18 protein-coding genes are annotated in these 22,305 nt (G+C 73.3%); 13 read left to right on the top strand and 5 right to left on the bottom strand.

The genetic code is table 11. The annotated features are described in order from the left end of the window. The first annotated feature begins 148 nt into the window (after nt 1-148). The 10 genes from ftsW to HDA43_RS04280 all read left to right on the top strand — a co-directional run bounded on the left by ftsW (nt 149) and on the right by HDA43_RS04280 (nt 11,299). Entirely contained in the window at nt 149-1,381 is a 1,233-nt protein-coding gene (ftsW, locus tag HDA43_RS04325; RefSeq protein ID WP_312872989.1) for a putative lipid II flippase FtsW, read from the top strand. After that, nucleotides 1,378-2,463 (top strand): UDP-N-acetylglucosamine--N-acetylmuramyl-(pentapeptide) pyrophosphoryl-undecaprenol N-acetylglucosamine transferase, encoded by a 1,086-nt coding sequence (locus tag HDA43_RS04320; protein WP_179818410.1) that lies wholly within the window; start codon nt 1,378-1,380, stop codon nt 2,461-2,463. The genes ftsW and HDA43_RS04320 overlap by 4 nt, the downstream gene beginning before the upstream one ends. Before the next feature lie 251 nt (nt 2,464-2,714). Next, entirely contained in the window at nt 2,715-4,121 is a 1,407-nt protein-coding gene (gene murC / locus HDA43_RS04315; protein ID WP_179818409.1) for a UDP-N-acetylmuramate--L-alanine ligase, read from the top strand. A gap of 206 nt (nt 4,122-4,327) precedes the next feature. After that, on the top strand, nt 4,328-4,996 hold the full coding sequence (locus HDA43_RS04310) for a cell division protein FtsQ/DivIB (RefSeq protein WP_179818408.1): 669 nt from the start codon (nt 4,328-4,330) through the stop codon (nt 4,994-4,996). Between the two features lie 222 nt (nt 4,997-5,218). Then, nucleotides 5,219-6,643, top strand: coding sequence for a cell division protein FtsZ (gene ftsZ, locus HDA43_RS04305; RefSeq protein ID WP_179818407.1), 1,425 nt, complete (start codon nt 5,219-5,221; stop codon nt 6,641-6,643). A 91-nt stretch (nt 6,644-6,734) separates the two neighbouring features. Next, nucleotides 6,735-7,439, top strand: a complete 705-nt coding sequence (locus tag HDA43_RS04300; RefSeq protein WP_179818406.1) for a YggS family pyridoxal phosphate-dependent enzyme — start codon at nt 6,735-6,737, stop codon at nt 7,437-7,439. A 120-nt stretch (nt 7,440-7,559) separates the two neighbouring features. Further along, complete coding sequence (locus HDA43_RS04295) at nt 7,560-8,063, top strand: cell division protein SepF (protein WP_179818405.1); 504 nt, start codon at nt 7,560-7,562, stop codon at nt 8,061-8,063. 82 nt (nt 8,064-8,145) lie between these two features. Then, nucleotides 8,146-8,433, top strand: a complete 288-nt coding sequence (locus HDA43_RS04290) for a YggT family protein (RefSeq protein WP_179818404.1) — start codon at nt 8,146-8,148, stop codon at nt 8,431-8,433. A gap of 49 nt (nt 8,434-8,482) precedes the next feature. Next, a complete protein-coding gene (locus tag HDA43_RS04285; RefSeq protein WP_179818403.1) occupies nt 8,483-9,340 on the top strand; it encodes a DivIVA domain-containing protein in 858 nt (285 codons plus the stop codon). A gap of 42 nt (nt 9,341-9,382) precedes the next feature. Beyond that, on the top strand, nt 9,383-11,299 hold the full coding sequence (locus HDA43_RS04280; RefSeq protein ID WP_179818402.1) for a hypothetical protein: 1,917 nt from the start codon (nt 9,383-9,385) through the stop codon (nt 11,297-11,299). A 114-nt stretch (nt 11,300-11,413) separates the two neighbouring features. Here HDA43_RS04280 and ileS read toward each other — a convergent pair whose 3' ends face one another. Then, nucleotides 11,414-14,578 carry an isoleucine--tRNA ligase gene (ileS, locus tag HDA43_RS04275; RefSeq protein ID WP_179818401.1) on the bottom strand — a complete coding sequence of 1,055 codons (3,165 nt, stop codon included), beginning with the start codon at nt 14,576-14,578 and terminating at the stop codon, nt 11,414-11,416. A 484-nt stretch (nt 14,579-15,062) separates the two neighbouring features. Between ileS and HDA43_RS04270 the strand changes: the two genes are divergently transcribed. From HDA43_RS04270 to HDA43_RS04260, 3 genes are read left to right on the top strand one after another with little or no spacing between them, the layout of a single operon-like run. Beyond that, a complete protein-coding gene (locus tag HDA43_RS04270; protein ID WP_229810913.1) occupies nt 15,063-15,467 on the top strand; it encodes a TraR/DksA family transcriptional regulator in 405 nt (134 codons plus the stop codon). Nucleotides 15,468-15,490: 23 nt separating this feature from the next. Beyond that, nucleotides 15,491-16,030 carry a signal peptidase II gene (lspA, locus tag HDA43_RS04265; protein WP_312872988.1) on the top strand — a complete coding sequence of 180 codons (540 nt, stop codon included), beginning with the start codon at nt 15,491-15,493 and terminating at the stop codon, nt 16,028-16,030. Next, nucleotides 16,030-16,959 carry an RluA family pseudouridine synthase gene (locus HDA43_RS04260; RefSeq protein WP_179818399.1) on the top strand — a complete coding sequence of 310 codons (930 nt, stop codon included), beginning with the start codon at nt 16,030-16,032 and terminating at the stop codon, nt 16,957-16,959. Before lspA ends, HDA43_RS04260 begins: the two co-directional genes overlap by 1 nt. A gap of 168 nt (nt 16,960-17,127) precedes the next feature. Here the strand turns inward: HDA43_RS04260 and HDA43_RS04255 are convergent, their stop codons facing one another. From HDA43_RS04255 to HDA43_RS04240, 4 genes are all read right to left on the bottom strand, one after another. Beyond that, on the bottom strand, nt 17,128-18,741 hold the full coding sequence (locus HDA43_RS04255) for a protein kinase domain-containing protein (RefSeq protein WP_179818398.1): 1,614 nt from the start codon (nt 18,739-18,741) through the stop codon (nt 17,128-17,130). Nucleotides 18,742-18,801: 60 nt separating this feature from the next. After that, entirely contained in the window at nt 18,802-19,122 is a 321-nt protein-coding gene (locus HDA43_RS04250) for an AzlD domain-containing protein (RefSeq protein WP_179818397.1), read from the bottom strand. Next, on the bottom strand, nt 19,119-19,799 hold the full coding sequence (locus HDA43_RS04245) for an AzlC family ABC transporter permease (protein WP_179818396.1): 681 nt from the start codon (nt 19,797-19,799) through the stop codon (nt 19,119-19,121). The genes HDA43_RS04250 and HDA43_RS04245 overlap by 4 nt, the downstream gene beginning before the upstream one ends. Before the next feature lie 196 nt (nt 19,800-19,995). Then, entirely contained in the window at nt 19,996-22,281 is a 2,286-nt protein-coding gene (locus HDA43_RS04240; protein ID WP_179818395.1) for a serine/threonine-protein kinase, read from the bottom strand. Nucleotides 22,282-22,305 lie beyond the last annotated feature (24 nt).

Here is a 22,305-nt window from a genome sequence, read left to right as displayed (position 1 = left end):
ATGATCCTGGCTCACTCATAGGATCATTCGCGGACATACCGGTCAATATGGATATTTGATCTCTTTAGCCTTGCGTGGGGTGCGGTGAATGATCTTCAGATCCGATCGAACGGCGGACTCTGACACTCCCCGGGAGCAGCTTGCGCGGGTGAGGGAGCTGTTGGGGCGCCCTCTCTTCTCGTACTACCTGCTCGCAGGCGTCAGCGCGCTGCTGATGGCTCTGGGGCTGATGATGGTCCTGTCGGCGTCGAGCATCGAGGCGCTCCAAACCAGGGGATCGGCGTTCGCCCTGTTCGGGCGGCAGCTCATCGCGATGCTCCTGGGGCTGCTGCTGATGTGGATCTGTTCGAGGCTCCCCGTTCGGTACTTCCGGCTCGCGGGCTATCCGCTGATGGTCCTGGCGGTGCTGGGGCTGGTCCTGGTCCTGTTCATCGGCCAGTCGGAGCTCGGAGCACAGCGGTGGATCTACATCGGCGAGCTGACCATCCAGCCGTCGGAGCCGGCCAAGCTCGCGTTCGCGCTGTGGGGGGCCGACCTGCTGGCGCGCCGGGCGCGCTCCGGGACGATGGAGTGGCGCCACCTGTTCATCCCGCTCATACCCGGCGCGGTCATCCTGGCCCTGCTGGTCATGCTGGGCAGCGACCTCGGCACCACGCTCGTGCTGATGATGATCTTCCTGGCCCTGCTGTGGGTGGTCGGGGCGCCGCTGCGGCTGTTCGGCGGCATCCTGGCCGTCGCGGCGCTGGCGGCCGTCGTGATGATCAGCACCGAGGGGTACCGCCTGGGCCGGGTCGAGGCGTGGCTGGACCCGTGGAAGTACGCGCAGAGCACCGGCTACCAGGCCGTCCAGGGGCAGATCGCCATGGGCAGCGGCGGCTGGTTCGGGCTGGGGCTGGGCTCCAGCCGGCAGAAGTGGAGCTGGATCCCGCACGCCGAGAGCGACTTCATCTTCTCCATCATCGGTGAGGAGCTCGGCCTGATGGGCACCCTGGTGGTGGTGGCCCTCTTCGGGCTGCTGGGCTACGCCGGGCTGCGGGTGGCCGTCCGGGTGAAGGACGCCTTCGTCCGGCTCGCCGCCGCCGCCATCGTGGCCTGGATCGTCGGGCAGGCGATCGTCAACATCGGCGCGGTGATCGGCGTGGTGCCCATCACCGGCATCCCGCTGCCGCTGGTCTCCTACGGCGGGTCGGCCCTGCTGCCCACGCTCGCCGCCCTCGGGATGCTGCTGAGCTTCGCCAAACAGGAGCCCGGCGCGCGCGAGGCCCTGGCCGCGCGTGGCCCGGGACCGGCGGCGCGGGGCCTAAGCTGGCTTGGCCTGGGTGGTCCGGCCCGCACACGGCGGCCGGCCAACGGAAGACGATACGTGAAGGGACCGACATGAGGGTGGTCCTCGCCGGCGGCGGGACGGCTGGTCACATCGAACCGGCGCTGGCCCTGGCCGACGCGCTGCGCCAACTCGATCCCGGCATCGGGATCACCTGCCTCGGCACCGAACGCGGCCTGGAGACGCGGCTGGTGCCGGCCCGGGGATACGAGCTGGAGCTCGTGCCCGCCGTACCGCTGCCCCGGTCGCTCACCCCGCAGCTGCTGACCGTGCCCGGCCGTCTGGCGGGCGCGATCGGCGCCGCGGCGGGCATCATGGAGCGGGTCGGGGCCGACGTCCTCGTCGGGTTCGGCGGCTACGTCGCGACCCCCGCCTACCTCGGGGCGCGCCGCCGCGGCGTGCCGATCGTGGTGCACGAGGCCAACCCGCGGCCCGGCCTGGCCAACCGGCTGGGCGCGCGGCTGACCGACCACGTGTTCATCGGCCAGCAGGACACGCCGCTGTCCGGCGCCGAGTACATCGGGATCCCGCTCCGCCGTGAGATCACCTCGCTGGACCGGCTGTCCATGGGCGACAAGGCGCGCTCCTGGTTCGGTCTGGAGGCCGACCTGCCGACGCTGCTGGTCACCGGCGGCTCCCAGGGGGCGCGCTCGATCAACCGGGCGGCCCTCGCCGCGGCCCCGGCGCTGCGCCGCGCGGGGATCCAGGTGCTGCACATCATCGGCCCGAACAACACGCTGGAGGAGGAGCCGCCGCCCGGCGACCCCCAGTACGTCGTGCTGCAGTACGTCGACCGGATGGACCTCGCCTATGCCGCCGCCGACTTCGCGCTGTGCCGCGGCGGCGCCATCACCTGCGCCGAGCTGACCGCGGTGGGCCTGCCCGCGGCGTACGTCCCGCTCCCGCACGGCAACGGCGAGCAGCGGCTCAACGCCGAGCCGATCGTGCGGGCGGGGGGTGGCCTGCTGGTCGACGACGCCGAGCTGAACGCGGAGTGGATCATCCACAACGTGCTGCCCGTGCTGTCCGACCCGGAGCGGGTGGTCTCCATGTCGGAGGCCGCATCCCGGATGGGCCGCAAGGACGCCGACATGGCGCTGGCCCGGCGGGTGCTGCGGATCGCGCGGGGCGTGGAGTGACGGGCAGCGAACCCGACGAGGGAGCGGAGTGGTCCGTGAGGGACGATCGGCCCGCGAAGTGAGCGAGGAGTGGTGAGCGACCTTGAGCGGGCAGCGAACCCGACGAGGGAGCGGAGTGGTCCGTGAGGGACGATCGGCCCGCGAAGTGAGCGAGGAGTGGTGAGCGACCTTGAGCGGGCAGCGGTGAGTGACTTTTGGGCGGGGACCGGTGAACGACCGATGAATGGGAGTCGGGGAGTGGTGAGCGGCCGATGAGCCTGGTCAAGTTGGTGGATCCGGTCGCGGCCGAAGACCTGGGGCGGGTCCACTTCATCGGGATCGGCGGTGCCGGCATGTCCGGCATCGCCCGCATCCTGCTCAAGCGCGGCGTGCGGGTGTCCGGCAGCGACTCCCGCGGTTCCGAGCTGGTCAACGAGCTTCGGGGGCTGGGGGCGAGGGTCCACATCGGCCACGCCGCCTCGCACGTCCAGAACGTCGACACGGTCGTGGTCTCCACCGCGATCCGCGACTCCAACCCGGAGCTGGGCGAGGCGCTGCGCCAGGGCCTGCGGGTGATCCCGCGGGCCGCCGCGCTGGCCTCGGTCATGGCGGGCCGGACCGGCGTCGCCCTGGCGGGCACCCACGGCAAGACCACCACCACGTCGATGCTGACGGTGGCGCTGCAGAAGTGCGGCGCCGACCCGTCCTACTGCGTCGGCGGGCAGCTGGTGACCACCGGGCTGGGCGCCGACGAGGGCGCCGGGGAGGTCTTCGTCGCCGAGGCCGACGAGAGCGACGGCTCCTTCCTGATGCTGGCCCCGGACATCGCCGTGGTGACCAACGTGGAGCCCGACCACCTGGACAACTACGGCGATCCCCGCGCGGTCTATGACAGCTTCGCCCGCTTCGTCGAGCGGGTCGGCCGGACCATGGTGCTCTGCGCCGACGACCCGGGCTCCGCGGCCCTGGCGCCGGTGGCCCGCGCCCGCGGCCTGAAGGTCGTCACGTACGGCGAGACCGAGGACGCCGACCTGCGGGTGGGCGACATCACCCCGGACGGCCTGGGCGTCACCTTCACGGCCGGCGGCCTGGGCCGGGTCAGGCTGGCCGTACCGGGCCGGCACAACGCCCTCAACGCCGCCTCGGTCATCGCCGTCGCGGCCGAGCTGGGCATCTCCTTCGACGACATCCGCGACGGCCTGGCCGCCTTCACCGGGGCCAAGCGCCGGTTCGAGGCCAAGGGCGAGGCCGGCGGGGTCGCGGTCTTCGACAGCTACGCCCACCACCCGACCGAGCTGGTGGCCGACCTGCGCGCGGCACGGGACGTGGTGGCGTCCTTCTCCGGCTCCGGCAGGGTCATCGCGGTCTTCCAGCCGCACCTGTACTCCCGGACGCGGTTCTTCGCCGACGAGTTCGGCGCCGCCCTCGGCCTGGCCGACGAGGTGGTCGTCCTGGACGTCTACGGTGCGCGGGAGGACCCCGAGCCGGGCGTCTCCGGGGCCCTGGTCGCGGGCAAGGTGCCACTCCCGGAGGACCGGGTGAGCTACGCGCCGCAGCGGGAGAGCGTCCCCGCCCTGGTGGCGGAGCGGGCCAGGGCCGGCGACATCGTGCTCACCATGGGGGCGGGCGACGTGACCGAGCTGGGCCCGCGGATCGTGGCGGAGCTGGCCACGCGGTGACCCGGGCAGGGGGAGAGCGGTGAGCGACCTTTGAGCCGGGAGCGAGCCGGATGCGGGAGCGGAGTGGTCCGTGAGGGACGATCGGCCCGCGGAGCGAGCGGGGAGCGGTGAGCGACCTTTGAGCCGGGAGCGAGCCGGATGCGGGAGCGGAGTGGTCCGTGAGGGACGATCGGCCCGCGGAGCGAGCGGGGAGCGGTGAGCGACCTTTGAGCGGAGTCTGGCGCACGGCCTTCCTCGGACTGCTCACCGCGGGCGTGGTGGGCAGCGTCGTGTGGCTGGTGTTCTTCTCACCGGTCCTCGGCGTGCGGGAGATCCGGGTGACGGGCAACGCGGTCCTGCCGGTCGAGGAGATCCGGCGGGCCACGGGCGTGGCCGCCGGCCGGCCGCTCGCCACCGTGGACGTGGCCGAGGTCAAGGCGAAGGTGGGCGCGATCCGCCGGGTCGAGTCGGTCTCCGTCAGCCGCGACTGGCCGGGCACGCTGGCGGTCAGGGTCGTGGAGCGCAGGCCGGCGGCGGTGGTGCCGCAGGGGGACCGCGCCGCGCTGGTGGACCGCCACGGCGTGGTGATCGAGGTCAGGGACGTCGCGCCGCCGGGCCTTCCGACGCTGCGGGTGGGCCGCCCGGGGGCGGGCGATCCGGCGACCGTCGCGGCGCTGGCCGTGGTCGGGGCGCTGCCGGGGAGCCTGGCCGGGCGGGTCGCGGAGGTGGCCGCGCCCTCGCCCGAGACCGTCTCGCTGCGGCTGAAGGACGGCCGCACGGTGGTGTGGGGCGGGCGCGACCGTTCCGCGGACAAGGCGCGGATCCTCGCCACGCTCCTGAGGAGCCGGGCGGACACCTATGACGTGAGCTCACCCGAGGTCGTGACGGTGAAGTGACGTCCCCGCCGCGGGCGCCGGGAAAAGGACAGCGCGCGACACGCCGGGCGCGCTTGGGGCCCGGTTAGTTGACCCGCCCGGAGCGTAACTCCTACTGTCCGTATCACTCCTCAGGTTGACATAAATCTAAATCTCAACTTGAGGGTGAGAGTTTTGAAAGCGACGGCACGGGACCCCGTGCCGCGGGAAATTGCAAGTCAACGAGCGGAAAGGCCCCTCGTCGTGGCAGCACCGCAGAACTACCTCGCGGTCATCAAGGTTGTAGGAATCGGCGGAGGCGGAGTCAACGCCGTCAACCGGATGATCGAGGAGGGACTCAAGGGCGTCGAGTTCATCGCCATCAATACCGACGCTCAGGCGCTGCTGATGAGTGACGCCGACGTCAAGCTCGACGTGGGGCGAGAGCTCACCCGCGGCCTCGGCGCGGGCGCCAACCCCGAGGTCGGGCGCAAGGCGGCCGAGGACCACCGCGAGGAGATCGAAGAGGTCCTCAAGGGCGCCGACATGGTCTTCGTCACCGCCGGTGAGGGTGGCGGCACCGGCACCGGCGGCGCCCCCGTGGTGGCCAACATCGCGCGATCCCTGGGCGCCCTGACCATCGGTGTGGTCACCCGGCCGTTCAGCTTCGAGGGCCGGCGCCGGGCGATGCAGGCCGAGGCGGGCATCGAGACCCTGCGCGAGGAGGTCGACACCCTCATCGTGATCCCGAACGACCGGCTGCTGTCGATCTCCGACCGGCAGGTGAGCGTGCTGGACGCCTTCAAGGCGGCCGACCAGGTGCTGCTCTCCGGTGTCCAGGGCATCACCGACCTGATCACCACGCCCGGCCTGATCAACCTGGACTTCGCCGACGTGAAGTCGGTGATGTCCGGCGCGGGCTCGGCGCTCATGGGCATCGGCCACGCGCGCGGCGACGACCGGTCGGTCGCGGCGGCGGAGATGGCCGTCTCCAGTCCGCTGCTGGAGGCCAGCATCGACGGCGCGCACGGCGTGCTGCTGTCGATCGCGGGCGGCTCCGACCTCGGCCTGTTCGAGATCAACGAGGCCGCCCAGCTCGTCTCCAACGCGGCGGCGCCGGACGCCAACATCATCTTCGGTACGGTCATCGACGACGCCCTCGGCGACGAGGTCCGCGTCACCGTGATCGCGGCCGGCTTCGACGAGCCCGCCGCGGAGGAGAAGAAGGCCGTGCCGCAGGCGGCCCGGCCGCAGCAACAGCAGCCGCCCGCTCGTCCGGCCACGGCTCCCGCGGCGGCTCCGCCGGCCCGTCCGGCGGCGCCCACGGTGAAGGCCGAGCCGCGGCCGGAGTTCCGGGCCGAGCCCAGGGTCGAGCACCCGCCCGCGCCGGTCCGCCCGGTGACCCCGCCGCAGCCCGCCCCGGCGGTCGAGCACCCGCCCGCGCCGGCCCCGGCGGCCCAGCAGATCCACTCGGTCCAGCCCGCCGCGCCCGCCCACGCGCCGGTCGAGCAGCACGAGCCGCCGCGCGTCGAGGAGCCGGCGGCCCCGCCGGTGTCGATCCCGCGCCCGGCGCCCGAACCGCCCGCTCCCACGCCCATCTCCGCGCGGATCCCGGACACCGCCCGGCGGCGTCCGGTGGTCTTCGAGGAGCAGGAGGAGGAGCTCGACGTCCCCGACTTCCTGAAGTGACTTTGCTCACGGCCGGGGGGCCCGCGGGATGCCCGGCCGTGACAGGGAAGAATGGGTTCCGCCGGTTTGTCGGGGTTCGAGCGGCGGAGAAGTGACGGATACAACGCGACGTGAAGAGATCGCGGCCGGTCTGGCCAGGGTCGAGGCGGACATCGCCGAGGCATGCCGGGCCGCCGGCCGCAGGCGCGAGGAGCTGACGCTCGTCGCGGTGAGCAAGACCTACCCGGCCTCCGACGTGCGGCTGCTGGCCGAGCTGGGGGTGGCCGACGTGGGGGAGAACCGCGACCAGGAGGCTTCGGCCAAGGCGCACGAATGCGCCGACCTGGGGCTGACCTGGCACTTCATCGGCCAGTTGCAGACCAACAAGGCCCGCTCGGTGGTCTCCTACGCCGACGTCGTCCACTCGGTGGACCGGCTCCGGCTGGTGTCCGCGCTGGGCCGGGAGGCGGTCCGGGCGGGCCGGGAGGTCACCTGTCTGGTGCAGGTCGCCCTGGACGGCGATCCCGGACGCGGTGGCGCGCTGCCGGAGGAGGTCCCGGCGCTCGCCGACGCGGTCGCCGGGACCGGCGGGCTGAGGCTGGGCGGGGTGATGGCGGTCGCGCCGCTGGGCGGGGACCCGGCCCGGGCCTTCGCCCGGCTGAGGGAGATCTCGGAGGCCGTACGGAAGACCCACCCGGGGGCGGACGTCATATCGGCGGGGATGAGCGGCGATATGACGGAGGCCATCGCCAACGGCGCGACACACCTGCGTGTCGGTACGGCGTTGCTCGGTCGCCGGAAGCCCTTGGTCAGGTAATGTCCCTTCAAGTGGACCTTGGCGTCCGCGTACCCGGATAGAGGTCGATCGGTGGTGAGCTCCAAGGGGGTGCGGCTACCGCCCCAGGCAAAGCGAAGTAAGGCGGAGGAAGAAGCAGCGATGGCCGGCGCGATGCGCAAGATGGCGGTCTACCTCGGTCTTGTGGAGGACGACCGCTACGACAGATACGACAGCTATTCCGACGAGGAGTACGAGGAGTTCGACGACTCGCGGCGGACGGGGGAGGAGCGTCCCGGCGCGGTCCAGGACCGCGAGGACGAGGCCGATCCCGGGGTGCCCGCCCCGAGGCCCGCGACGGCTGTCATCGAGCGCCGTACGACCGATCTGGCGCGCATCACCACGCTTCATCCGCGCACCTACAACGAGGCCCGGACAATCGGGGAGCATTTCCGCGACGGCACCCCGGTCATCATGAATCTGACCGAGATGGTTGACAGCGACGCCAAGAGGCTTGTGGATTTCGCGGCAGGTCTGGTCTTTGGCCTACATGGCAGCATTGAACGTGTTACCAACAAGGTGTTCCTGTTGTCCCCAGCCAATGTCGAGGTGACCGCCGAGGACAAGGCCCGAATCGCGGAACGCGGGTTCTTCAACCAGAGCTAGAGTTCCACCATGAACAGTGACCGGCCGGACAGGTCCAGACAAGACCGGAAGCGGCGGAGCGGATCAGAGACGAGGGCGGACCTTGGGGATCGTTAGCGAGATCTTGGTCATCATCCTCTCCCTCTATCTGGTTCTGCTGATCGGCAGAATGATCTTTGAGACGGTGCAGGCGTTCGCGCACCAGTGGCGGCCCACCGGGGCCGTGCTCGTCTTGGCGGAGGCCGTGTACACGGTCACCGACCCACCTCTCAAGTTCCTCCGCCGTTTCATTCCACCACTCCGGTTGGGTACGGTGGCCTTTGACCTAAGCTTCACAGTGCTGTTCATTGTGGTCTTGGTCTTGATCCGACTCGTGTCCGCGCTTCGTTGATCGGGTACCGTCCCTCCGGACAGACTCCAAGCGCGCCAAGGAGACCGAAATGCCGCTGACGCCCGCTGATGTGCGGAACAAGCAGTTCAGTACGACCCGGCTGAGGCCGGGGTACGACGAGGAAGAGGTTGACGCCTTCCTCGACGAGGTCGAGTCCGAGCTGGACCGCCTCATCCAGGAGAACGAGGAGCTCCGCGCCAAGCTGGCGGAGTGCCTGCGGGGCAAGGTGCCCGGCAACGTCAACATGGCCATGGCTCCCGCCCCCGTCGCCGAGCCCAAGCCCGAGATGATGATGCAGCAGCCGGAGCCGATGCGCGCTCCGGAGCCCGTCCAGCACCAGCAGCCCGTCCCCGTCGCCATGGGCATGCCGCAGGCCGAGGACAACATGGACACCGCGGCACGGGTGCTCGCGCTGGCCCAGCAGACGGCCGACCAGGCGATCGCCGACGCCCGCCGGGAGGCGGACGAGACGGTGACCCGGGCCCGCCGTGAGGCCGACGAGATCCTCGGCAAGGCCCGCCGCCAGGCCGAGCAGGTCATCGGCGACGCCCGCGCACGGGCCGAGACGCTGGAGCGCGACGCGCAGGAGCGGCACCGGCAGGCCATGGGCTCGCTGGTGCAGAACCGCGACGAGCTGGAGCGCAAGGTCGAGGAGCTGCGCAGCTTCGAGCGGGAGTACCGCAGCCGCCTGAAGCTCTACCTGGAGAACCAGCTCGCCGAGCTGAACGTCGCGGGCGAGGGCAGCGGCGCGTTCCCGATCGTGGGCGGTCCCCCGGCCATGTCCCACGCCGTGACGCCGGGCGGTCCGCAGCCGATGCAGGGCGCCGCGGGTCCGTTCGGCGGCGAGCCGGCGCAGCACTCGGGTGCCTTCCAGGGCGTTGACGGTCCCCACAACGACCGGCGCTAGGGTGTCGGGTCATCCCCCTGACCCGTATCCGGGAGTTCCCCTGTGATCCTCATCAGCGCCGGTCTGGTCCTCACGGCCATCGTCCTGCTCATCGTGGGATTCGTGCTGGCCAAACCTTTTCTGGTCATGTGGTCGATCGCGATCAGCGTGCTGTCCGCGGTCTTCCTGGTGATCGGGGCGTTGTTACGCCGCCACGAACTGTTCCCCGGCGGGCGCGCCGGAGCGACCCCTCCGCTCCAGCCCAGGGAACCGGCGCCCACCGGCCCCGTGCCCGCGCCGCACATGCCACCGGGCCGACCGGCCACGCCGGTCCCCCACCCGATGGCGCGGCAGACGGCGACCGCCCCGGCTCGGCCTCGGCCGGGCCGGGTCGCCGCCTCCCCCGCCGCGAGGCGGGGCCTGCCGGACGCCGGGGCGATCGTCCTGGTGGTCCCGGGACGCAGGCGCTACCACGTCGCGGGATGCCGGCAGCTCACCGGCCGGAATCACGAGGAGCTCACCCAGGAGGAGGCGCGGGAGGAGGGCTTCACGCCCTGCACCACGTGCCTTCCCGACCAGTCCGCGGCCCCGGTGCCCCCGGCGACCTCGATGACCCCGTCGGCCTCCGCCGCCGTGGCCTCGCCCGCCGAGCCGGCACCCCCGGCTCCGGCGACCCGGCCCGCCGCCCAGGCGTCCGCCGCACCGGACGCGCAGGACGGCCCGCCTTCCGGCGCCTCGGGGACGGCCGCGCCGCCGTCTCCCGCCCGGCCCTCGCGGCCCGCGCCGGAGACCTCCGACGACCCCGATGCCACGAGCTGGTTCAGCCGTGGCGCGGCCGGTCCGGCGGCCGAGCGGACGACCTCCGGGCCCGCTCCGGCCGGCGCCGCGCCCGCCGAGGCCGCCGAGCCGAGGCCAGGCAGGCCCGAGCCCACTGAGCCCGAGGCCACCGAGTCCGTGCCCGCGAAGCCAGAGGCCGACAGGTCCGAGGACGCGCCCGCCGAGGCCGGGTCCACCGTGACCGGGTCCGCGAAGGCCGGGTCCGGAAAGACCGCGATCGAGCAGCCGGAGCAGAGCGGACCCGAGGACGCCGAGCCCGAGACCGGCGAGTTCCCGGCCGTCGACCTCCGGGCGGAGGCCGGTGAGCAGGCGGTCGGCGTCCCGGCCGACGAGGAGACCGAGCCCGCCCCGCACGACGAGGCCCCGGCCGGCGAGGCGACCGAACCGGTCTCGCACGACGAGACCCCGGCCGGACCGGTTCCGGACGACTCCGCGGAGCGCGGCGGGTCCGTCCCCGGTGACCGCGAAACCGCCGGGACGCCTTCCGCCGAGAGCCGGAAGGCCACGAGCCGGCCCGCCCCCGCACGGGCGGCCGGCGACTCCGAGCCGGTGGAGCCGGCCGAGACCGCTCCCGGGCGCGCCGGGTCGCGGTCGACGGCCGACTCCACCTCGGCGGAACCCGGCGCCTCGGACAAGACCGACGCCTTCGACGAGACCGGCGCCTCGGACGAGACCGACGCCTCGGACAAGACCGGCGCGTCCGACGGTTCCGGTGAGACCGGCGCCTTCAAGGCCCCTGGATCCAAGGCCCCTGGATCCAAGGCCCCTGAGTCCGAGGCCCCCGAGGCTTCCGGCTCCGGCGAGAGCGGCTCTCCGGGACCCTCGGACCCCTCCGGAAAGTCCCCGGACCCCTCCGGTCCCGCGGACGGCGACGACCCCGTCGCGACCGCCGACGCCTCCGGCGAAGGGGACACCGATGACGACACCGCCGATGACGACACCGCGCCCCGGGGGTTCCCCGCCGTCCGGGACGAGCCGCCCGCCGGGACGGTCAAGGTGATCGTCGGCACCCGCCGCTTCCATGACCCGTCCTGCCCCCTGGTCGGGGGAGGAGACGACGACGGCGTGGAGACGATGACCGTGGCCGAGGCCGAGGAGGCCGGGCTGAGCGGCTGCACGGTCTGCCGCCCCGGCAAGGGCTGAGCCCGGACGACGCCGAAGGGCCGCCGGGAGATCCTCCCGGCGGCCCTTCGGCTTTCTCTCCCGCGTCTCCCTCCGGTGGTCCTCCCGCCGCTACGGGAGGACCACCGGAGGGGCTCAGGCCGTACGGCGGAGCTGGAACGCGAGCCCGAGGTCGTCGTCGCGGTGCACGGCGGGCCCGTCGGCGCTCCCCTCGGTGAAGGAGACGGCCAGCACCTCGTCGGCCACGACCGAGCCCTGGGCCCGCAGGGTCTCGGCCAGGTCGGCGCCGTCGGCCGACCACCACACGTCGATCCGGTCGGAGATGGACAGGCCCGTCGACTTGCGGGCGTCCTGGAGCAGGCGGACGACCTCGCGGACCAGGCCGGCGCGGCGCAGCTCGTCGGTGATCGCCAGGTCGAGGGCGACCGTCTCACCGGTCCCGGTGCCGATGGCGCCCGTCTCTACCGCCCAGCCGGCCTTCGGCTGCTCGGTGACGATGACCTCGTCGGCGGTCAGCTCCACCGGGCCCAGCTCGGCGGCCTCGACCGTGACGGCCGAGCCCGCGCGGAGCGCGTGGGCGAGCACGGTCGCGTCGGCGGAGGTGACGGCCGCGGCCACCAGCTTGGTCTGCGAGCCGAACCGCTTGCCCAGCGCCCGGAAGTTGGGCTTGACCGTGAAGGAGACCAGGTCGGACCCGATGCCGGACAGGTCCTCCAGCGTCTGCACGTTGAGCTCGTCGGCGATCAGCTCGTGCAGCTCGGGCGACAGGGCCGCCCAGCCGCGGGCGCCCACCAGCGCCCGGCCGAGCGGCTGGCGGGTCCTGACCCCGCTGGAGGCGCGGGCCGAGCGGCCCAGCTCCACCAGCCGGCGCACCAGCGCCATCTGCTCCGACAGCTCCGGGTTCAGCAGCGCCGGGTCCGCGACGGGCCAGGAGGCCAGGTGGACCGAGGCGGGGGCGTCGTCACCGCGCAGGACGTCCCAGACGTAGTCGGTGAGGAACGGCGCCACCGGCGCCATCAGCCGGGTCACGGTCTCCAGGCACTCGTAGAGCGTGGCGAACGCGGAGACGTCGCCGGACCAGAACCGGCGGCGGGAACGCCGCACGTACCAGTTGGACAGGTCGTCGAGGAACTCCGTCAGCCGCCGCCCGGCCCGGGCGGTGTCGAAGTCGTCCAGCGACGCCGTCACCTCGGCGACCGTACGGTGCAGCTCGGCCAGCGCCCAGCGGTCGATCAGCGGCCGGTCGGCGGGGGAGGGGGCCTCGGCGAGCGCCGCCGGTGTCCAGGACTCGGCGTCGGCGTACAGGGTGAAGAACGCCGCGGTGTTCCAGTAGGTCAGCAGGACCTTGCGGACGATCTCCTCCAGGGCCGCGTGGCCGACCCGGCGGGCGGCCCACGGGGAGCCGGCGCAGGCCATGTACCAGCGCAGCGCGTCGGCGCCGTGCCGGTCCATCAGCGGGATCGGCTGCAGCACGTTGCCGAGGTGCTTGCTCATCTTGCGGCCGTCCTCGGCGAGGATCAGACCGAGGCAGAGCACGTTCTCGTAGGAGGACCGGCCGAAGACCAGCGTGCCGACCGCCATCAGCGAGTAGAACCAGCCGCGGGTCTGGTCGGTGGCCTCGCAGATGAACTGCGCCGGGTAGGCCTTCTCCAGCATCTCGGCGTTGCGCAGCGGGGCGCCCCACTGGGCGAACGGCATCGACCCGGAGTCGTACCAGGCGTCGATCACGTCCGGCACCCTGCGCGCCTCGGCCCCGCAGTCGGGGCAGGGCAGGGTGACGTCGTCGACGTAGGGGCGGTGCGGGTCGAGCGCGGACACGTCGCGGCCCGCCAGCCGGCCCAGCTCCTCCAGCGAGCCCACGCACGTGACGTGCGAGTCGTCGGCGGAGCAGACCCACAGCGGCAGCGGCGTGCCCCAGTAACGCGACCGCGACAGCGACCAGTCGACGTTGTTGCGCAGCCACTCGCCGAAGCGGCCCCACTTGATCGTCTCGGGGTACCAGCTGGTCTTCTCGTTCTCGGCGAGGAGCTGGTCCTTGATCGCGGTGGTCCGGATGTACCAGGCGGGCAGCGCGTAGTACAGCAGCGCGGTGTGGCAGCGCCAGCAGTGCGGGTAGCTGTGCTCGAAGTGGCCGCCGCGGTACAGCAGGCCACGCGCGGCCAGGTCGGCGGTCAGGTCGTCGTCGGCGTCCTTGAAGAACCGGCCGCCGACCAGGGGGACGGTGTCGAGGAAGCGGCCGTCCGGGCCGACCGGGTTGACCACCGGCAGGCCGTACCGCTTGCAGGTCGTCATGTCGTCGGCGCCGAACGCCGGGGCCTGGTGGACCAGGCCGGTGCCGTCCTCGGTCGTGACGTAGTCGCCGAGCACCACGTAGTGGGCGCCGGGGATGTCGACCAGCTCGAACGGGCGGGAGTAGGAGGTGTGCTCCAGGTCGGCGCCCAGGAAGGAGGCCAGCACCTCGGCCCCCTCGCCCAGGACGGCGGCCAGCAGCGGCTCGGCCACCACCAGCACCTCGTCGGACCCGGCGGGGCGCGCCGCGACGTAGGTGACGTCGGGATGCACGGCCACCGCGGTGTTGGACACCAGCGTCCACGGCGTGGTGGTCCAGATCAGCAGCGAGGCGCCGAGGTCGGCCAGCGGGCCGGAGGTGGCGGGCATGCGGACGTAGACCGACGGGCTGGAGACGGTCTCGTAGCCGCCCGGCTGGCCCAGCTCGTGGTCGGACAGGCCGGTGCCGCAGCGCGGGCAGTAGGGGGTGATGCGGAAGTCGCGGAACAGCAGGCCCTTGTCGAAGACGACCTTCAGCGACCACCAGACCGACTCGACGTAGTCGGGGTCCATCGTGCGGTAGGCCTGGGACAGGTCGATCCAGTAGCCCATCCGCTCGGTCATCTCTTCGAAGGCGTCCACGTGCCGCAGCACCGACTCGCGGCACCGGGCGTTGAACTCGGCCACGCCGTACGACTCGATGTCCTTCTTGCCGGACAGGCCGAGCTCCTTCTCCACCGCCACCTCGACGGGCAGGCCGTGGCAGTCCCAGCCGGCCTTGCGCGGCACGCTGTAGCCCTGCATCGACTTGTAGCGGGGGAAGAGGTCCTTGAAGACGCGGGCCTCGACGTGGTGGACGCCGGGCATGCCGTTCGCGGTGGGCGGGCCCTCGTAGAAGACCCACGTGGGGCCGCCCGCGTTCTGCTCGACCGAACGCTCGAAGATCTTGCCGTCACGCCAGCGGCCGAGCACCTCGTGTTCGAGCGCGGGCAGGTCGACCTGCGCGGGAAGGGGACGGAAGCGGGCTGACATGACGGGCGGGACCTCCACGCTGGTGCTGGCAGTGGCGTGGAGGGACGAGACCTCGCGGCCCCGCGGTACCACCCTCCTTGACCCCTCACCGCCGGGAACGGCGGAGGGAGGCCCTCTTCCTTCGGTTCGCTGCCGGTTCTACTGAGCCCGTCGCGGGCCGTTCCTCCGGCGGCTCGGGGGTGATTTCCGTCCGGGTTCTCGCCCCGGGCTCACACCGTCCCCGGGTCGCTCGCGCGAGGGAGGCCCGGACGTACTCGTCCCCGTCAACGCCTTGCGAACTCCCACGATAACGCACCCGCCCGCCGGAAGCTTCCCGAATATCATCGGTGCGCGCGGGGGGAGAGTACGGGGCCGGATGGTACGGGAGTGGTAAACATGTGGGCGGGTCGTTTGCCGTTCTGTTATCGCGGACCTAAGCTGCCCGCACCGTTTACCGCATCGGGTTACGGTCCGATCGAACGAGGAGGCCGGCATGGCCGCGACTGTGCGCGCAGACGAGAGCGCCGCGGGGCCGTCGCAGGACGGTTCCGCCACCTGGTCGGCCGAGGAACTGGCGGAGGTCCGCGAGCGACTGGCCGGGGAGATCGAAGAGCTCACCAAGGAGATCGTCAAGGCGGAGAGCGAGATCGCCGCCCGTGATGTGACGGACGGGGCGGGGGACGACCAGGCGGACGCCGGGGCGCGGACGTATGAACGAGAACGCGAGATCGCCCTTACCCTGAATTCACGCGACCTGGTCGCGCAGAATGAGCGGGCGATCGCCCGGATCGACGCGGGTACCTACGGAGTGTGCGAATCGTGCCACAAGCAGATCGGCAAGGAACGTCTGCTGGCGTTCCCGAGGGCGACGCTGTGCGTGGCCTGCAAGCAACGGGAGGAGCGCCGCTGACCGGCGGCCCGGCGGAGGGGGCGGTGACGGCCGCCCCGCCGGGCAGGCGGAGGATCGCCGTCCTCGCCACGATCGTCCCGATCATCTACGGCCTGGACCTGCTCACCAAGACGGTCGTGCTGAGGACCCTGGAGGGCCGCGACCCCCTCGTCCTCATCCCCGGCCTCCTCCAGTTCCGGGTGATCTTCAACTCGGGGGCCGCGTTCAGCATCGGCACCGGCATGACGATCGTCTTCACGTTCGTCGCCGCCGCCGTGGTGATCGCCATCCTGCGGACCGCGCGGCACCTGCGCAGCCTGCCGTGGGCCGTCACGCTCGCGCTGATGCTCGGCGGGGCGCTCGGCAACCTGACCGACCGGCTCCTGCGCTGGCCCTCGGGCTTCGGCCGGCCCTCGCCGTTCCAGGGGCACGTGGTCGACTTCATCGAGACCTTCCCCGGCCACTTCCCGGTCTTCAACATCGCCGACTCGGCGATCGTCTGCGGCGGGATCCTGGCCGTCTTCCTCGCCTGGAGGGGCTACCAGATCGACGGCACCCGCGACACCGGAAGAGCAGAGAAGTGATGGCTGAACAGCGGAGTCTCCCCGTTCCCGACGGCCTGGAGGGCGAGCGTCTCGACGCGGCGCTGTCCCGGCTGTTCGGGTTGTCCCGCACCCGCGCGGCCGAGCTGGTCGCCGCCGGGGACGTGCTGGTGGACGGCTCGCCCGCGGCCAAGTCCGACCGGGTCCACGCGGGCGCGTGGCTGGACGTCACGCTGCCGCCCCCGCCCACCACGCCGATGCCGGTCGCCGAGCCGGTCCCCGGCATGACGATCGTCTACGAGGACGACGACATCGTCGTCGTCAACAAGCCGATCGGCGTGGCCGCCCACCCCACCGTCGGCTGGACCGGGCCCACCGTGATCGGCGGCCTGCTCGGCACCGGCCACCGGGTGGCGACCAGCGGCGCCGCCGAGCGGCAGGGCATCGTGCACCGCCTCGACGCCAACACCACCGGCGCCATGGTCGTGGCCAAGAGCGAGATCGCCTACTCCCGCCTGAAGCGGGCCTTCAAGGAGCGGACCGTCGACAAGCGCTACCACGCGCTGGTCCAGGGCCACCCCGACCCGCTGCGCGGCACGGTGGACGCGCCCATCGACCGCCACCCGGTCGGCGACGGCCGGTTCGCGGTCGTGGCGGGCGGCAAGGACTCGGTCACCCACTACGACACGATCGAGGCGTTCCGCGCCGCGTCGCTGCTGGACATCAAGCTGGAGACGGGCCGGACCCACCAGATCCGGGTCCACATGTCGGCGCTGCGCCACCCCTGCGTCGGCGACATGCTGTACGGCGCCGACCCCAAGCTGGCCGCGCGGCTGGGCATGACCCGGCAGTGGCTGCACGCGGTCTCGCTGGCCTTCGAGCACCCGGTGACGGGGGAGTGGATGACGTTCACCACCGACTACCCCGAGGACCTGGCGCGCGCCCTGGAGCTCGTCGGCGCGGACTTCTGACGGTCTTCCGGGGCCGCGCCGGAAGACCGGTCCGCGGGCTCACCATGACCGGTCCGCGACCGGTCTCCGGGGCCTGCCCGGCGGACCCTCGTCGTGGTGACGATCCGCCGGACGGGTCCCGGAGACCGGCCGGGCCGTCCGCCCCCGGGGCGGTCTCCCGGTCCCGGGTCACCCGGCGTCCCTACCGCCCGCCAGGACCGTGACCTTTTCCGTGCCGGCCTCCGGCGCCTTTCCCCCCGTGGCGTTCGGCCCGCTGTACGGATCGACCGAGTCCCCGCCCTGGTTCTCCCCCTGATTTCGCGTGCCCTCCTCCGCCGGCTCCCTGTCGGACTCCCGGCTGTTGCCCTCGCCGGAGTCCTCCGGTGCTTTTCCCTGGTCCTTCGGCTTCTCCGGCTTCTCACCGGAGTTCTTCTCCGGCTTCTCCCCCGCCTCCTCCGCCCCCTTCCCGGGGTCCTTCGACGGCCTGTCGTCCGGCTTCGGGGCCGGAGCGTCCTCGGCCCCGCCCGCGCCGTCCCGCCGGGCGTCGCCGCCCTGCCGGGGCCCGGTCGGAGGCGACGTGGTGGAGCGCCCTGTCCCGCCGCCGTCGCGGGTGTCGGTCGGCTCCTTCGTGGCGGGGGCCTCGGACGGCTTGGCCTTCTCCGGGGCCTTCTTCTTGACGGGGACGCTCGCCGGGACGGTCTGCCGTATGGTCGTGGATCCGGGGTCGGTGACGTTCACCCAGGCGAAGGCGCCGGAGGCCAGGGTCGCGGCGAGCGCCGCGGCCACCAGGGCGCCGCCCGGCAGCCGCCGCCGAGGCGGGCGGCCCGGGGTGTACCCGGGGGGCTCGCCGGGGGACTCCGGCGGCGGCGTGGCCTCCGCCCTCGCCGCCGTGGCCGCCACCGCGCCGGGCAGGGCGCCGGACGCGGCCCGGGGCCGCGGGACCGCGCCAGACGGGAGCGCGACGGGCGCGGTGGGCTGCGGCTCGGCCCCGCTCACGATCGCCTGCAGGTGGATCTGGAGCTCCTCGGCGGTCATCCGCCGCGCCGGGTCCTTGCCGAGCAGCCCGAAGATCGCCGGCGCCAGCGGCCCGGCGGACCGCAGCGGCGGCGGGTCCTGGTGCATGACGGCGCTGAGCGTCGCCAGCGGATGCGCCCGCTCGAAGGGGGAGCGGCCCTCGACGGCCATGTACATGGTCACGCCGAGCGACCACAGGTCGGAGGCGAACTCCGCCGGTCCCCCGCCGGCCCGCTCGGGCGCGATGAACGCCGGGGTGCCGATGAGCGCCCCGGTCCGGGTGACCGACGAGTCGCCCTCCAGCATCGCGATGCCGAAGTCCGTCAGCACGGCCCGGCCGTTCCTCGCGATCAGGACGTTGTCGGGTTTGACGTCGCGGTGCAGCACGCCCACCCGGTGGGCGGCGACCAGCGCCCCGAGCACGTCGAGCGCGATCTCCGCCACCCGCCTGGGCGGCAGCGGACCGTCCTCGCGGACCACGGCCCCCAGCGTCCTGGAGTCCACGAGCTGCATGACGATCCAGGGGCGGTCGCTCTCCTCGATGACGTCGTAGACCGTCGCGACGCCCGGGTGGCCGATGCGCCCGGCGGCGCGGGCCTCCCTCAGCGTCCGTAAGGTGAAGATCTCACGCTCCAGGTTGGAGAGGTCGGGGGAGGGGATGACCTCCTTGACCGCGACGTCCCGGCCGAGCACCTCGTCACGTGCCCGCCAGACCGTACCCATGCCTCCCCGGCCGATCTGCTCCAGCAGTCGGTATCGGGAGCCGATGATCACCTGAGAATCGGTCATGGGGTGCCGAATACCCAGGATTTACTATCACATTCCCGAAACCCGGAGTCGGGTCCGCTCTCAGGCGAGCAGGTGGCGCAGCACGGCTGTGACGACCGCGGCGGTGGCCAGCACGACCAGGAAGGGCGCGCGCAGCAGCAGGGCGACGACGGCCGCGCCGAGCCCGGCGGTGCGCGGCAGGTCGAAGTGGAGCGACCGGCCCTGGGCGAAGGTCTGCACCGCGACCAGCGCGGCCAGCAGCGCGACCGGCACCAGCGCCGCGAACCGCTGCACCCGGGGGTGGTCGAGCACCCGGCGCGGGGCCGACAGCCCGGCGAGCTTGAGCACGTAGCACCCGGCGCAGGTCGCCACGACGGCCCACCAGACGCCCGTGCCGCTCACGCGGGCCTCCTCAGCACCACGGCGAGCACGGCCGCCGCGGCGATCAGCACGGGCACGCCCGGCGGGGTGAACGGCGTGGTGGCCAGTGCCGCCGCCGCGCCGCCGCCCGCGATCAGCCGCAGCGTGCGGACGTCGGGCCCGCCCCCGGTGAGCCGGGGCCACAGGATGGCGAGGAAGGTCGCGGGGCCCACGGCGTCCAGGCCGAGCACGTCCGGGTCGGCCAGGCGGGAGACCCCGGCCGCGCCGAGCAGCGTGGTGGCGTTCCACGTCAGGTAGAGGGTGGCGAACGTGACGAAGAACCCGGTCCTGGCCGCCCTCGCGTCGGGCTGGGCCAGGGACACGGCCGTCGTCTCGTCGATCATGCCGTGCGCGACCGGCAGCCGCCGCCAGCCCCGTACACCCAGGATGTCCGCCATGCGCAGGCCGTACAGGCCGTTGCGGGCGCCGAGCAGCAGCGCGCCGGCGGTGCCGGCGACGAGGCTGCCGCCACCCGCGACCACCCCGACCAGGGCGAACTGTGAGGCCCCGGTGAAGGCGAACACGCTCAGCGCGCACGCCTGCGCGACGGTCAGTCCGGCGGTCGCCGCGGCGGCGCCGAACGCCAGCCCGGCCAGTCCCACGGCGATCCCCACCCCGAGGCCGTCACGGACCGCCGAGGACCGAGTGGTTTCATCCATGTCATCGAGGTTATGTGCCGTCATAAATGGTCATTTCAGTATTCCAGGTGGTGAGACCGGGTACCGCCGCGTCCGGGGGACGGCATCCGGAGCCGCGGCGTCCGAAGCCGTGGCGTCCGGGCCACATCGTCCCCGTCCCGGGCGCCGGCCGCCGGCTCGATCGGTGAACCGGCGGCGCCCCGCCCCCGGGCCCCGGTCAGGGCCGGAAGCCCCGGACGATGTTGTTGAAGAGGGCCCGGTTCCAGTCGGACTCGGGGCTCTCCAGGTAGATCGCGTACGGGCGGCCGGTGGCCGTGTGGAAGCCCCGGTCGAGGACGTGCGTGGGGACCCCGCCCTTGAGGTAGGTGAACTCCCAGTCGGCGGCGCTCTGGGAGAGGTACGTCCGCGCGCTGATGCCGATGCGGCGGTAGCCGGGCCACAGTTGCCTGGCCCGCCCGCTCCGCTCGACCTTCAGCCAGTGCCGGACCGGGTCCTTCTCCGGGTCCTCGGTCGACTCGATCCACAGGAACGTCTTCGACCCCGGGGCCCGGAACTCCACGCGGTCCCGGTCGGGGAACCGCCGGGCGGCCCAGCCGCGCGGCACGTCGACCGTGAAGCCCAGCCGGTCGCGGTAGGTCCGCCAGCCCTTGGGCGTCGTCCGGCCCGTGCCCGCCGACGAGGAGGCGGTCGGGCGGGGCGTCCCGGAGGGCCGGGGGGAGGCGGTCGCCTCGCCGGACGGGGTGGACGTCTCCCTGGCCGTCCCGGTCGCGGGCTGCCAGTCCTGGAACACCAGCCAGCCGCCGACACCGAGCAGCACGGCGAGCGCGGCGGAACCGGCCACCAGCGCGGCCTGCGCCACCGGGAAGCGCCGGTCCCCGGGCGCGTCGTCCCCGGCGGCCCGTCCGCGGCCCGGCCGTCCGTCCGGGTGCGGCGAGGCGTCCGGGTGCGCCCGGTGCCCGGCCTGCGTCGGGGCGCTCCGGTAACCGGGCCGCTCCGGGTCGCCGCCGTGCGCCGGCGGCCCGCCGGCCGCCGGGCCGCCCGGGTACGGCGGCATCTCCCGGTGCGCCGCGACCTCCCGGTACGGCGTCCCGGGCTGCGGCGGGCCGGGGTGGGCCGGGCTCTCCGCGTGCGGCGCGGCCCCATGAGGGCCCCCCGTGTACGGCGCGGCCCCGTGCGGGTCCCCTCCATGGGGCACGGCTCCGTGCGGGCCCCCCGTGTACGGCGCGGCGCCGTACGGGCCGCCGTACGGCGGCGCCTCCGGATACGCCGCCGGGGCGCCGCCGTGCCCACCCGGGTGCGGCGACCCGTTCCGCTCCTGGCCGCCGCCGTACGGCGGGAGGCCCCCGTACGGCGCCTCGTCCCGGTACGCCGGCGCGGCGGGGTGACCCGGCCGTCCCCGGTGCCCGGGACCCTCGTGGAGGGCCCGCGGGTCATCCGGGAACGTGTGCCCCGGGACGGCGGCGGGGCCGTCGGGGAAGGCGTGCAGCCCCGGCTGGAGGTCGTGCCGCATCCCCTCGCCCTGCGGTTCGTACCGCGGGTGGGATCCCTGCGGCGCGGTCTCGGCGGGACGGGACCGCTCCCCGGAGCGGGCCGCCCGGGAGCCGCGGCCCGAGGGCCTCGTCGGCGGCCCGGCGGGCCCGGCGGGCTCCCCGGCGCCGGCCGCCGGGAGGACGCCCGCCTCGCTCCCGCCGGACGTCGCGGAGGACGCCCGGGTGAGCAGCGCCATGGCCTGCTCGGCCGGTATCCGCTCCGCGGGCTCCCTGGCCATCAGTCCAAGGATCGCGGTGGCGAGCGGCCCGGTGTGCGACATGGGCGCGGGCTCGCCGTGCAGGACGGCCATCATGGTCGCCGCGGCCGTGGCGCGCTCGAACGGCGGGCGGCCCTCCACGGCCGCGTACAGCGTCGCCCCGAGGGACCACAGGTCCGACGCGGGGGTGGCCGGCAGCCCGTGGAGCCGCTCGGGCGGCAGGAACGCCGGGGTGCCGACGACCCCGCCGGTCCGGGTGATCCCCGTCTCCTGGGCCATCGAGGCGATGCCGAAGTCGGTGAGCACCACGCGGCCGTCGTCGGCCAGCAGTACGTTCTCGGGCTTCACGTCACGGTGCAGCACCCCGGCGGTGTGCGCCGCGAGCAGCGCGCCCAGCACCTGCGTCCCCACGGCCGCCACCCGTCCGGGCGGCAGCGGCCCCCCGGTGCGGACGACCTGTCCCAGCGACCGCGACCGGACCAGCTGCATGATGATCCAGGGACGGCCGTCCTCCTCCACCACGTCGTGAATGATGATCACAGACGGGTGGTCGAGCCGCCCGGCGCTCCTGGCCTCGCGGATGGTCCGCCGGTTCAGGTCCGCCCGGGCGGCGCCGTCGACGTCGCGGTAGCGGACCTCCTTGATCGCCACGATCCGGTCGAGGAGCTCGTCATGGGCGCGCCACACGACGCCCATGCCGCCCTCGCCGATGGGTTCGATCAGGTGGTACCGGCCCGCCACCTTCCGTTCGGTCATTGTCGCCGCCCCTCCCAAACCCAG

The sequence above is a fragment of the Streptosporangium sandarakinum genome, from assembly GCF_013409935.1.
GTDB classification, from domain to species: Bacteria; Actinomycetota; Actinomycetes; order Streptosporangiales; family Streptosporangiaceae; genus Streptosporangium; species Streptosporangium nondiastaticum.
The sequence above is the reverse complement of the archived record's forward strand: the minus strand, read 5'-3'. Positions and strand labels throughout refer to the sequence as shown.